This window comes from Spirosoma validum, assembly GCF_014699035.1.
In the GTDB taxonomy this organism is placed as follows: domain Bacteria; phylum Bacteroidota; class Bacteroidia; order Cytophagales; family Spirosomataceae; genus Spirosoma; species Spirosoma validum.
The window spans coordinates 442,605-456,150 of the sequence record NZ_JACXAA010000003.1; the positions used below are offsets into that span (position 1 = coordinate 442,605).

The following is a 13,546-nucleotide window of genomic DNA, read 5'->3' on the forward strand; positions in this document are numbered from 1 at the left end:
TATTATTTTACTCGTAACAGCATTGACGAACGGGCTGTTATCGTGATGGGATGGCCGCCTTTAATGGGCGCCGTTTCTGGATGAACCTGACCAGTAGCTGTATCAAGGACAACCTCCCAGAGTGAACTCTTACGGCCAATTTTGGGCAGCATAAAATCAATGTCTTCCCAATAGGCGTTCAGAATCCAGACTAACTGTTCATCGCCAATATCCTGCCCATCTTCTGTTTGTTCACTTACACGCATGCCGTCGATAAATAGACCGAGGCAACGGGTTTCGGGATTATGCAAGTCGTCGTTGTTCATCTCCCCGCCATCTGGCAGTAGATAAGCCACCTGTTCATTGCCGAAAAATTTACGACGGCTCAGTAAAGGAATATCCTGACGTAAGGCTGTAAGCTGACTAGTGAACTCAAACAGTGCCTGCTGTTTATCATTCCAGTGCCAATCCATCCAGCTGATTTCGCTATCCTGATTGTAGCCATTGTTATTCCCGTGTTGTGTTCGACCACATTCATCGCCCATCACCAGCATCGGCGTACCCTGACTGAGCAGCATCGTTGTCAGGAAATTACGTTTCTGGCGTTCGCGTAGGTCGTTGATTTCGGGATCGTCGGTAGGACCTTCGGCTCCGCAGTTCCAGCTCAAATTATCATTGGAGCCGTCGCGATTATCTTCGCCGTTCGCTTCGTTATGTTTCTCGTTATAACTAACTAAATCGTTCAGTGTAAAGCCGTCATGCGCTGTAATCAGATTAATGCTGTTAGCGGGTGAACGGCCATCATTGGAATATAGATCAGGGCTTCCCAGTAGACGTAGCGCTGTTTCACCGGCTTTCCCGCTATCACCTTTCCAGAATCCCCGAAGTGTATCGCGATACTTACCATTCCACTCCGACCAACGTACCGGAAATCCGCCGACATGATAGGACTGGATATCCCAGGGTTCAGCGATGAGCTTTACCTGAGCCAGGATCGGGTCCTGCGCTACGGTATCCAGGAAAGAAGAAACGCTGCCAAATTCTTCGTCAGTACGTATCAGAGCTGAAGCCAGATCGAACCGGAAGCCATCGACGTGCATATCCGTTACCCAGTAGCGAAGACTGTCCATAACCAGCTGCAAAACCCGCGGATGACTCAGGTTGAACGTATTGCCGGTACCGGTATAATCCATGTAATATTCCGGCTTATCGCCAACCTGGTGGTAATAGACCCGGTTGTCAATTCCTTTAAACGATAGGGTAGGGCCTAGTTGGTTGCCTTCGGCGGTGTGGTTATAGACCACATCCAGAATAACTTCTATACCCGCCTGGTGCAGGTTCTTGACCATTCGTTTAAACTCAGCAACCTGCTGACCTGCCATCCCGGAAGAGGAGTACGTATTTTGAGGGGCAAAAAAGCCAATCGTATTGTATCCCCAATAACTCTCATCCGTAAACTGATGGACGGGTAAAAGTTCAACGGCAGTAATGCCCAGTTTCTTCAAATACTCGACACTTTCAGGAGCGCCAACGCCAGCATACGTACCACGAACAGCTTCATCCATTGTTGGATGTAAATGAGAGAAGCCCTTTACATGCATCTCGTAAATTACCGACCGGTGCAGGGGCGTATCGGGCGGAGCATCGTTTCCCCAATCAAACTCAGAGTCAACAACTACGCTCTTCGGCACCGTTGGACCACTATCTTCCTGGCTCATGGCCAGGTATTCGTCTTTACCGTCTTCGCTGGAGGTAGGCTTTTTATTATCGTAGCCCAGCCAGGCGTTATTATGCGTGATTGGCGCATTGATCGCACGAGCGTAAGGATCGAGCAATAATTTATTTGGGTTGAAAAAATAGCCACCCTGCGGATCATAAGCTCCGTCGACTCGAAAACCATAAAGCTGGCCCGGTTGTAAACCATCCAGATAAATATGCCATATTAAGTCTGTATGTTCACTGATTGGAATAGAGGCTGTTTCACGGCTAGGATCGTCGCTATCGAACAAGCACAGCTGGACGGCTGTGGCATTTTCACTGAAAAGAGCAAAATTGACGCCTTCACCATCGAAGGTAGCACCGAGTGGATAAGGTTTGCCCGGTCTTGATTGGATAGATTCAGAGGCATCGTCTGCCTTAGATGGTTTACTCATAAACGAATTACTAAGAATTGATGTAACAACTTTTAATATCTAAACCGGGTATGAAGGGTATTGTTTTGGCTTGTTGGGAAACAAAAAAGCCTGCCTCCAACGGAGGCAGGCTTTCCAATCCCACCATTCACTACACTACCAAGGCCAGGCGAGCCATCGATGAATTTGCTGTATCGATGCTCTGTTTTTGACGTAACAATAACTCGCGTGTGCTGGCCACTAAGTCCGTTTCCTGAAGTACTGAATTATAATCCTGAAGTGCTTCCCGGTCACCCCGGTGGCACTCCTGTACGGTTGCTTTATCATCGTCGCTGGCGAAAGTCGACTTTATATTGATCCAGGCCCGATGCAGATCGGCTGCAAGGCTAGTACTAGTATCAGGTTCACCACCCAAAGCACGGATTTCGCGATCAATTTCATGAGCGAATTCGCTCCGTTGCTTGGACTGAGTTAAAAACAGCGTTTTCAGTTCGTTGTCTTTTGCATTGTCAGCGGCTTCCTGATAGCCTTTTTCTGCATCATGATTGCGGGTGAGCAGTCGATTTAACTGATCTAGGATCTCACCCCGGGTTTCTTTCACATTCATAACGTGTTCTGTTTTGTTTAATCGAATTAATTTAACCTTACTACTTCTATCTGTCGTTGAGTAAATCAGAAAGCCATTGACAGGGGTAAACTAGTACTTTGATACCGCACCCGCCAGTCGCTTTTATTTTTCGGGATCGTGACCCCAATTTTTTAATGAATAAGCCCAGTTTGAACCTGCTACGTGCTCTGGCTTCTGAGCACTGTGCCGTTTAACGTAGCTAACAACTTTACCCATGTGCGCATAATCGTCTTCTGATAAATCAGTGGTTTTTTTGTTCAGAATCTCGATAATATGCTCACCTGATTTATGACCGATTGATTCACTGTCGCCCTCTTTCTTCTGACCAACCGCTTTCGACTCATCTGTCTTGAGCCATTTCTCGATTTGTGAAGGCGACATGTTAACAACCGAATCAAATTCCTTTTTCAGCGCCTTTTTCTCGTTATCGTCAAGAACCGTAGTTGCCATAACTTTTTACTTTTTCGTGACCTCGCTGGCTGACTTAATAATTTTTTTGTCTCCCTGTTTGATCACCAAGGCTGGCTCTTCTTTAGATCCTTTACGTTTTACCGTAGCACCCTGAACAGTCCGTTTAACGTCTTCCTCGTGAACTTCGGCTATGCTGCCTTCTCCTTTTCCTCGTCCGTAGTTCCACTGTACCTCATCACCTTTCTTTACCGTAGCCATTTGTTCACGTGTTTTGTTGTGAGTCAAAAACTATTAATCACCAAGCTTACCATCTTTAGCATCTTGTTGCAGTTTTTTGTTTGCAAAAACGGCAATATCCACGCGACGATTTTTTTTGCGTCCAGCTTCTGTCGAGTTATCCGCAACGGGTTGTGCTTCTCCGTACCCTAGTTCATCTACTCGTGATGTTTTTACACCCTGCGTTTCCAGATAACTACCAACAGCATTGGCTCGTTGTCTAGATAGCTTCAAATTGTGATCTTCCGGTCCCGTTGCATCGGCGTGACCTTCGATACGGATGTCTGTGTCTTCGTATTTGTTAAGTGTTTTTGCAAAGTCGACCAGTTGCTGTTTAGTAGCTGGTTTAAGTGCATATGAATCCGTGTCGAACAGAATGTCTGATCCAAACGTGATTTTAATCCCTTCGCCAACCCGCTCAACCTGTGCGCCCGGCAGTTGACGTTGCATTTCCTCCGCCTGTTTATCCATCCTGCGACCGATAACAGCGCCGGCTGCTCCGCCTACTGTTGCGCCTAGAATAGCACCCAAAGCGGTGTTTCCGCTCCGACGGGCAATGACACCGCCAACAACGGCACCGCTACCAGCACCGATTAAAGCTCCTTTTTGTGTCTTATTAAGTTTCTTTTTAGTACTAGCTGTTTGTCGGCTGTTCGTTGTTTCCTTAGACGACTTACAACTTGTTAAAACGTTGCCAGATAAAAGGCTGGTAGCGATAAGCACTAAGAGCGTTTTTATTCCGACTGATTTCAACTGATTATTCATAGTGCTGCGAATATTTGGTATTACCTATTGATGCCCAAACCTTGTACCAGTTTAATTTAACACCCATCAACAAAGGTTAGTTATTTTGAATAGACGTCTGATTATTAAATAGTTAAAAGTATTGGTTAATTTAGATTTATACCAACTTATAGCTATTGAGAGAAGTAATCTGATAGAGTAAGCGGGAAGTGTGATGCCTATTGTTGTGGAGTACGTTCCACAGAGGCTATTTTAAATTAGACTTTCTCTATACGGCTTATGATCTACGGGCTGATCAAACGAATGTATTGATCATCATTATGATGAAAAGCGTAGCTTTCCAGGCATAATTAGGCGTTTCACAAACGAAATGTGGTCTGAAAGCGTTAAAAATATACCAATCTTATAGATTTAATTTCCCCGTATATTAATGATCAAATCAATTTTTGCTTTACTCCTGATCGGGGGTATAACGCTGATTGCTCCTACCGGCTGCAAAACATCCGTAAACGATGATCCTATGCCTCCGTCGCAGGTACAGACGCTGGTCAGCGGATCACTTATCGGCGAGTATTCGATAAGTCAGTTGCGGAATCGTTTTACGGGCGTGCTGGCACCCCTTCAAATCTTTATCCGGTATAGCATCAAAGCTTATCGGCTGGAATACACGACCACTAATACCGACGGTAAAACAATCAAGGCGTCGGGAGCGCTTATCGTGCCTACTGTAACAACGGCAGTACCGATGTTAAGCATGCAACATGGCACTATTACGAGCGATAGCGATGCTCCGTCGAATTTTCAATCGAGTAGTGAAGCGTATACGTACGGATCGGTGTTTGCCTCACAAGGCTATATTATTGCAGCTCCAGATTATATTGGGTACGGTGCTTCGAAAGACCTGCCTCACCCATATGAACACCGTAACGGCTTGGCAACGGCGTCGCTGGATATGCTACGTGCCGCTCGTGAGTTCCTGAGTAATCAGAACATCAACTGGGATAAACGGCTGTTTCTGGCTGGCTATTCAGAAGGTGGGTATGCAACGATGGCCTTGCAGAAGAAAATCGAAGAAGAAACAACTGGAGAATTCAATCTGGTGGCATCGAGTTGTGGGGCTGGAGCCTACGATAAACCAGCTTTTATGAAGCAGATACTGAATGAAAAAACAACTGGTGTTGATTACATTAATCGACTCTATATATGGGTTCTGCTGACTTACGACCGGATTTATGGATTGAATCGCCCGATGACGTATTATTTCAAAGAACCCTATGCTTCGCAGATTGCGCTACGTGGTAAAGAAGCTTCTATCAATGTTAGTCTGGAACAAACGTTTACGGAGAGCTTTAAGCAGGCTGTTAATGAAGGTACTGACAAAGAATTTCTGGCAGCCGTACAGGATAACGATATTCACGACTGGAAACCCCGTACACCAACACGTCTGTATCACGGGACTGCCGATGAAATTGTGTCGTTTTTAAATTCACAAAACGCTGTCGATGCTATGCAAAAACGTGGAGCAACTGACGTAAAATTAGAATCGATTTCGGGAGGAACTCACGGCACAGCCATTCTTGGCTTTATTGAGAGGACCTATACATTCTTTAATAATATTCTAGCTAAAAGCAGTCGTCAGCCTGCGGCCAACGGTTTATAGATCAACGTAAAACGTGTGAGTAGTAGGCTGACGGCTACATTAGTCAACTTCGAAGTATATTAAGGCTGCTTTGCCAATTCGCGCAAAGCAGCCTTTTTTGATTAAGCTCTGTTCTTACTAATCCGTTACGTCCTCAACCGTTTGTTCAGAAGCTTTCCTCCACCGCAGAATCTCGTCATTCGGAGTGCATACTAACCTGTGTAATGACGCCTGGCGCTAAGCCAACTGAAAGAAAAGTAAACAGAAGATACGAAAAAGCTACACTGGATGCTGGTACGCCCGCAGTTCAGCTTCTGAAGCAAACAGCATAGGATGGCTGTCGGGCTGTAGATTGCATTCGACCGTAAACGGCGAAAGGTGGGGCTGGGCTGATGGCATAACTGTATAAACGACGGCTTTTACCGTCAGCTCTTTTTCCGTTATAGCCTCCTTCACCAGGCAGGAATTGTCGTGGTTAAGTTCCAACTCGAACTTAACAGAGGATATCTTACCTTCCAGAGAGTCATAGGATGATGGCCCACCCGTATATTTATGATCACCTGGAGGGTAACTAGAATAGATCGTGTCGCCAACCGTAAAAGGAGCTGTGAAATCCAGTTTAACATGAAGAGGCATAAGTAGTTGCGTTTATATAGGGAGAATGCTAATTGCTCTATAAAGACTAGGCCTGCCAGGTATTTGTTCTGAATTTTTAGAATCAGTTACCTACTCTGACCGATAGGCCCATAGTATCGATAATGTAGTCCGGCTCGAAATATACCAGACCATTTAACGTACATTAGGAGGAAATCTATTTGCTTGTTAATCAGTGCTATTTGCTAACATTTGCTATTTTTTTCAATCTTCTTTGGCGTTCAGTAGTTAGATTATAAAACCTGGTTGACTGACACAAGCATATCAGCACAACAAGGTTATTTTTTTACTATCTGATTGATTCACTATGGCTAAAAAATCGGTTGATCTCGACCAACTTAGCATCAATACTATCCGACTTTTGTCGGTTGATGCCGTTCAAAAAGCTAACTCAGGACATCCAGGTTTACCACTGGGAGCCGCTCCCATGGCATATGTTCTCTGGTCGCGTTTTTTGCGCTTCAATCCTAAAGATCCGCACTGGCCTGACCGAGACCGGTTTGTCTTATCGGCTGGGCATGGCTCGGCGCTACTGTATAGCCTGTTACATCTTTATGGCTATGACTTACCGCTGAAAGAAATTAAAAATTTCCGCCAGCTTCATTCTATGACGCCTGGCCACCCCGAATCGAATCTGACGCCCGGCGTTGAAGTTACTACTGGACCACTGGGGCAGGGATTTGCGAATGGAGTTGGCATGGCGATGGCTGAAGCATTTCTGGGAGCTACTTATAATCGCGATGATCATACGGTAATGGACCACTACACGTATTCCATTGTCAGTGATGGGGATCTGATGGAAGGTATTGCATCCGAAGCGGCATCGTTAGCAGGTCACCTTAAATTAGGGAAGCTGATCTATCTCTATGATGATAACCTGATTTCGCTGGACGGCCCTACTAATCTGGCTTTTACAGAAGATCGGATGGCTCGTTTTGATGCTTATGGCTGGCATACACAGCACGTAGCGGATGGCAATGACCTGGACGCTATTGAAAATGCTATCAAATTAGCGCAAGCTGAAAAAGAGCGCCCGTCAATTATTGCAGTACGTACCATTATTGGTTATGGCAGTCCGCAGGAAGGAACCAGCAAAGTGCATGGTAGCCCATTGGGTGAGGAAAACGTTCGTAAAACAAAAGAGTTTTTCGGCTGGGACCCCGATAAAACATTTGTGATTCCCGATGAAGTTAAGGATCACTTACTTGAAGCGGGTAAGCGCGGAGCTGAACTACAGGCTGACTGGAAACAACGATTTGATGCCTATAAAGGTGATTTCTCGAAAGAAGCAGAACAATTCAGCCTATCGTTCAAAGGAAAATTTCCAGAAGGCTGGGACAAGGATCTCCCTAAATTTGCGCCTGCCGATGGCCCTCTGGCAACCAGACAGGCATCGGGTAAAGCACTGGAAGCTCTGAAAAAAAAGGTACCTTATCTTTTCGGCGGTTCGGCCGATCTGGCTTCGTCGAACGACATGCCGACCAAAGGTGACGTCAGTTTTCAACCTGGTCATTACGAAAATTCGAATATCTGGTTCGGTGTACGTGAACACGCAATGGGAGCTGCTCTCAATGGTATGGCGCAGCATGGGGGTGTACACCCGTACGGCGGTACGTTCCTGAACTTCTCGGATTACATGCGGGGAGCCATCCGTCTGACAGCTTTGGCGGAGTCATCTGCTACGTTCGTTTTCACCCATGACAGCATTGGCTTAGGGGAAGATGGACCTACCCACCAGCCGGTTGAACAGTTTGTTTCACTACGTACCATTCCCAATATTATCGTGCTACGTCCTGCCGACGCCAACGAAACAGTCGAAGCCTGGCGAGTAGCCATGCTTCAACCGAAAACGCCCGTGGTGCTGATTCTCTCGCGACAGAAACTACCCGTGCTTGATCAAGAAAAATATGGTTCTGCACGCGGTCTCGAAAAAGGAGCTTATATCTTAAGTGAATGCGAAGGTATTCCCGAGATTATTTTAATCGGCACTGGGTCGGAAGTTTCCCTGATACTGGAAGCACAGGCCGAACTTAAAAAACAGGGCATTCGGGCGCGGGTAGTGAGTATGCCTTCCTGGGAATTGTTTGAACAACAGGATATTGCGTATCATCACCAAGTGTTGCCACCGACGATTCGGAAGCGACTGGCTGTGGAAATAGGTTCGCCCATCGGCTGGCATAAGTACGTAACAGACGAAGGAACAACCATCAGTATGAATCGCTTTGGCCTATCTGGTCCTGGCGAAGAAGTGATGAAGTATTTTGGCTTTACCGTGGAGAACGTAGTGAAAAAAGCCAAATCTGTATTGAAAGGCGAACCGGAAGGCATCGAGAAGAAAGAAGTCTTATCCTGATCCTGTTTGTGGTGCTGATTTCGAAAACATGGCATCACAAACAGGAGTTAGTAACTCCATTTCAGCTTCCCGAAAGTTTATAACTTTCGGGAAGCTCTATGTTCAGGACGACTGAAATGGACAATGGATCAGAAAGGCTATCAGCAGTAAGGAAGAAATTCTGTGGTTTTTCGAAACGACTCATGTTCTGGTAATGTGGGCTACGCAGGTGCTGAAAACGCTGGCAAAGGCAGGTATTACGTCACGCGCCGAAATTACGGACGCTACGATGGCTCGCCGTTCGCAATACGTTATACTCAATAAAGACCCATATATTTTACAGGCTGCCGACGTATTGGTGGAAATTCTGCGACGGATGCACAAGCATCAGGATAAGAAAAACGACCTGCTCGCTGAATTGCAGCCGGCTCACAAGATTGCAGTATGTTCCTGATTAATCTTTTACTTTATAATCTAATTGACAGATGGCGTTCCTTTCGCGTATTCGCTGGGATTTTGCCCAAACACTTTCTTGAACTCACGGCTGAAATAACGTCGGTCGTCAAACCCTACCTCATAAGCCACCTCGTTGATGTTCAGAGACCCTTGCTGAAGTAAATGGGCGGCTCGTTTCATGCGAATGGATTTCGTGAAATCATTCACTGACATATCGGTCAGCGCTTTGAGTTTTTTGTAGAGCACCGGCGCACTCATTCCCACCTCAACTGTCAGCATCTCAACCCCAAATTCCGGATTATTCATGTGTTGTTCCGTAATCTGTACGATTTTATTGATAAATCGCTCATCGACTGGGTTAGTAGCAGACGGAGGGATTTCCTGAATGATTTGACTACTGTATTTTTTACGTATCAGTTCACGAGCTTTAAAGAGATTACGAATGGTAATCTCCAAAATCTGTACGTTCACTGGTTTGGTGAGATAACTATCGGCTCCTGTCTCAAGACCTTCTACCTGATAGACAGTAGCGGCTTTTGCCGTGAGCAGAATCACGGGAATGTGACTTGTTCGTTCATCTGATTTCAATCGACGACACAGCTCCAGCCCATCGACATCGGCCATCATAATGTCGCTGATAATCATGTCGGGTATGCGATCGACAGCTGCGTCCCATCCTTCCCGCCCGTTTGTTGCTTCAATAACAGTATACTGATGCTTCAGAATACCCTTAACAAAGCTTCTTAGTTCAGTATTGTCTTCAACAAGTAAGATAGTATGGTCTTTAGCTGTTTCGGAATCTGTTTCTGAGGGTGTAGTGAGCTGTTCATTCGCTTCTTTATCGATGGTAGGTAGGAGTAAGGGTGGAGCAACAAGTTGGTCTTGAGTAAAGTGATGGTGCCCTTTCCGAAGACTAATTATGAAACATGTAAAGCCGTTCTGCCCATTCTGAGCTTCTTTGCTTTCAACAGTTAAAGTACCATAGTGCAACTCCGTAATAGTTCGCGATAGAGCGAGTCCTATGCCGTAACCTGTATTTTTTTTTCCGTAATCGTATATCTGGAAGTAATTGCTGAATAATTTTTTAACATTCTCTTCAGAAATTCCTTTTCCATTATCCAAAATTTTAATTTCTACAGAATCGGTTTTTTCTTCAATCTCGACACGAATCTCACCTCCGTCTGAAATGAATTTGTACGCATTGGAAAGTAAATTGTAAATTACTTTTACTACTTGATTCGCATCAAACCAGAGAGGAATAGACGGTTCATTTGTTGAGAAAGAAAAGTTGATATTTCGTTTTTCGGATAAATGCAGAAACGAAGTAATAATATTTTTAATGAATGCGACAATATCATTCTGGGAAACATGAAGTGATAGTTGCTTACTTTCTGCTTTTCGAAAGTCCATTAACTCTGTAACTAAACTTAGCAGGCTATCTGAGCTATTTTTTGCGTAAGTCAGCTGTCTTTGGACATCAGCGTCGTCTTTTTTCGTGTTGAGGAGTACATCAACCGGTCCAATGATCAGCGTCAGGTGAGTACGAATTTCATGGGAGATATTTGTGAAAAAATCTAATTTGGCCTGGTGTAACTCCTGCTCACGATTAAAGTTGTTTCTAAGCCAGAAGAATCGTAGGATGAAATACAATACGGCTGCAAATGCCAGCAAATATAGGCCATATGCCCACCATGTTTTCCACCAGGGAGGGAGCATGACGATACGTAGTTGAGTCGGTTGCGTGCTCCAAATGCCGTCGTTATTGGCTCCTTTCACCAGTAATGTATATTCTCCGGCGGGAAGGTTGTTATATGTAATGGATGGCGTTTTAACGTAATGCCACTCCTGATCTATGCCTTTTAGTTTATAAGCGTATTGATTCTTTCCGGCTTTGATGTAGTTCAATACCGCAAAATTTATGGTGAAAAAGTTTTGCTCATGGTTGAATGTTATCTCATCCGTTGCGCCAATATCATTTACCAGTAAATTGCTTTTGTCACCAGCCTGTATGGGTTTGTTAGAGACTTCCAGAGCGGTGAATACGACCGTCGGTGGCTTAGTATTAATTTTAATTGCAGCAGGATCAAAGTAGACTAAGCCGTCATTAGTACCGAAATATAATCGTCCATCACGACCACGATATGACGCATTACCTTCAAATTCACTACCTGGAATCCCATCGGAACTGGTATACGTATAGCTACGTTTTTTTTCAGGGTCAAAGCGCGTCAAACCATTCTCAGTACTAAGCCACAGCATACCAGTGTTATCACTCTCGATCGCAGTAATTACACGTTGCGATAAACCGTCTATTGTTCCATAGTCTATAAATTTAATGTTACTTGGATCGAATCGTTTCAATCCACTATAATCGGTTCCTACCCATATTTTACCGTGATTGTCTTCACAGATAGAGTTAACTTTACCAGACATCGGCGAATTGGCATTTGGGGGGATTTCAGTAAAAGGTATCCACTCGATACGAGAACTTTTATAACGAAGTAGAAAAACTCCTTCTATTCCGCCAAGCCAAATATTTTTATGTGAATCTTCAATTAAGACAGGTACTGACGAATTACTAATAAATGGCTTAGCTTCCGAAGAAGGAGTACTTTGAGATAGGTATGGATGAAAAACACCATTACGTTTATCGAAAAGGAATAATTGTCTGTTGCTTATACACCAGAAACGCTGTTGACTGTCTTCCAATAAGGCAGCTACATGATCATAATTCTTGTCTGTCGAATAGTGATAAGTTGTCCACAGTCGGTGATCTGGATCCAGCCGACTAAGCCCTCCCCGGCGCGTGCCTACCCAGGTATAGCCTTCTTTGTCGACGTAGATGGCTTTTATCTGATTGGACGACAGGCTTTTCGCCGGATCAGAACCTGCCTCATAATGAGCGATCAAGCCGGTCCGGGGATTTATATAATCTAATCCTTCGCCATCGGCTCCAACCCATAGATTTTGCTCATAGTCTTCGGCAATACGATTAACTAGTTTACTACTAAGACCTTTAGCTGACTTTTTCGCTTTTAGAATGTTGAATGGAGCGTTATCAGGAGGTAACACGTTGACTCCCGCATAATACGTACCTACCCACACTGATCCCTGCTTATCTCGAAAAAGGGAATAAACACTGTTATCGGCTAAACTTTGTGGATTATCGGGATCGTTTTGATAAAAGGTGAAATTTACTTTAGAAGGCTCTAATTGAATGATCCCTTCCACCGTACCAATCCAAATCGTTCCGGTCTTGTCGAGGTGCATGCAATTAATTTCATTATGTGCCGACAAAATACCCGCTGATGCTTTCTTACGGAAGTGAATGAATGCTTCTGACGATGGGTCATAACGATCTAAATCACCGCTTTTAGTGCCGACCCATAGTCTGTTTTGCCGATCTATAACCAAGGCTGTGACCAAATCACTACTCAGGCTCGTGGAGTTATTTGGGTTGTGTGTGAACGTTTTGTAGCGGAAAGTACTCTGCTCAAATTCCACTCGGATAAGCCCTCCATTCGTTGCCAGCCATAAATTACCTTCGCGATCCTCATCGATACTATGGATAATGTTTTGACCACCGGAGCCTGAAAAAATATAACGCTCAAATCGGCTCGTTGAAGGGTCGGCAAGACGATTTAAGCCGTCTGCTGTTCCAATCCATATATTGCCTTTACGATCTTCAAAAAAGCAGTATATGTCATTACTGCTTAAGCTGGTTTTGACGGCTGAATCATAAAAAAATTGTTGAAAAGAATCTGTCTTCGGATTGTATTTGTTTAACCCTTTGCCGGTACCAATCCACAAATTATTACGAGAGTCATAGAGAGAAGCTGATACATAGCTGGAAGAGATGCTTGAAGGATCGGCTGGATCATTTCTATACGTTCGAAGAGCCCGTGAATCGTATCTGTTCAGACCATCCAAAGTAGAAAACCACATAAATCCCTTGTCGTCCTGCGTAATCGATAACACGGTATTCTGGGCAAGGCCGTCCCGAACATCTATATGTTGAAAAGCAGGTGACTGTGCCAGAGTAAAATAATTAACAGTAGCAGTGAGGAAAAGAGTAATATAGACAATCTTAACGACTAATGAATAATTGGAAGCAGTAAAGCGTACTCTCATATTAAGATCATAGTTCTGTGAATTATTATATAGGATCCTAATTTTTACTGTATCTATATAATTGGTTTACAAGCGCTAATATGATCAATTATTTATGATATTCACACCTAAAACTAAAGTTTTTCACACCTAAATACTGAATGTAAATATATGAACATTTTTAT

The 13,546-nt window shown here is 44.3% G+C and carries 10 protein-coding genes; 3 read left to right on the forward strand and 7 right to left on the reverse strand.

Annotation, left to right across the window (positions count from 1 at the left end):
* Positions 1-2 precede the first annotated feature (2 nt).
* From glgX to IC230_RS10640, 5 genes are all read right to left on the reverse strand, one after another.
* On the reverse strand, positions 3-2,132 hold the full coding sequence (glgX, locus tag IC230_RS10620) for a glycogen debranching protein GlgX (protein WP_191038963.1): 2,130 nt from the start codon (positions 2,130-2,132) through the stop codon (positions 3-5).
* A gap of 130 nt (positions 2,133-2,262) precedes the next feature.
* On the reverse strand, positions 2,263-2,718 hold the full coding sequence (locus IC230_RS10625; protein ID WP_191038964.1) for a ferritin-like domain-containing protein: 456 nt from the start codon (positions 2,716-2,718) through the stop codon (positions 2,263-2,265).
* 123 nt (positions 2,719-2,841) lie between these two features.
* Positions 2,842-3,189, reverse strand: coding sequence for a DUF3140 domain-containing protein (locus IC230_RS10630; protein WP_191038965.1), 348 nt, complete (start codon positions 3,187-3,189; stop codon positions 2,842-2,844).
* A gap of 6 nt (positions 3,190-3,195) precedes the next feature.
* Positions 3,196-3,408 (reverse strand): hypervirulence associated TUDOR domain-containing protein, encoded by a 213-nt coding sequence (locus tag IC230_RS10635; protein WP_191038966.1) that lies wholly within the window; start codon positions 3,406-3,408, stop codon positions 3,196-3,198.
* A 33-nt stretch (positions 3,409-3,441) separates the two neighbouring features.
* Entirely contained in the window at positions 3,442-4,191 is a 750-nt protein-coding gene (locus IC230_RS10640) for an OmpA family protein (RefSeq protein WP_191038967.1), read from the reverse strand.
* Between the two features lie 409 nt (positions 4,192-4,600).
* Here IC230_RS10640 and IC230_RS10645 point away from each other — a divergent pair, with 409 nt between their 5' ends.
* Complete coding sequence (locus IC230_RS10645) at positions 4,601-5,830, forward strand: alpha/beta hydrolase family protein (protein WP_191038968.1); 1,230 nt, start codon at positions 4,601-4,603, stop codon at positions 5,828-5,830.
* 258 nt (positions 5,831-6,088) lie between these two features.
* Here the strand turns inward: IC230_RS10645 and IC230_RS10650 are convergent, their stop codons facing one another.
* Complete coding sequence (locus IC230_RS10650; RefSeq protein WP_191038969.1) at positions 6,089-6,445, reverse strand: hypothetical protein; 357 nt, start codon at positions 6,443-6,445, stop codon at positions 6,089-6,091.
* Positions 6,446-6,770: 325 nt separating this feature from the next.
* Between IC230_RS10650 and tkt the strand changes: the two genes are divergently transcribed.
* Entirely contained in the window at positions 6,771-8,816 is a 2,046-nt protein-coding gene (gene tkt / locus IC230_RS10655; protein ID WP_191038970.1) for a transketolase, read from the forward strand.
* A 193-nt stretch (positions 8,817-9,009) separates the two neighbouring features.
* Entirely contained in the window at positions 9,010-9,249 is a 240-nt protein-coding gene (locus tag IC230_RS10660) for a hypothetical protein (RefSeq protein WP_223860585.1), read from the forward strand.
* A gap of 20 nt (positions 9,250-9,269) precedes the next feature.
* Here IC230_RS10660 and IC230_RS10665 read toward each other — a convergent pair whose 3' ends face one another.
* On the reverse strand, positions 9,270-13,382 hold the full coding sequence (locus IC230_RS10665; RefSeq protein WP_191038971.1) for a hybrid sensor histidine kinase/response regulator transcription factor: 4,113 nt from the start codon (positions 13,380-13,382) through the stop codon (positions 9,270-9,272).
* Positions 13,383-13,546 lie beyond the last annotated feature (164 nt).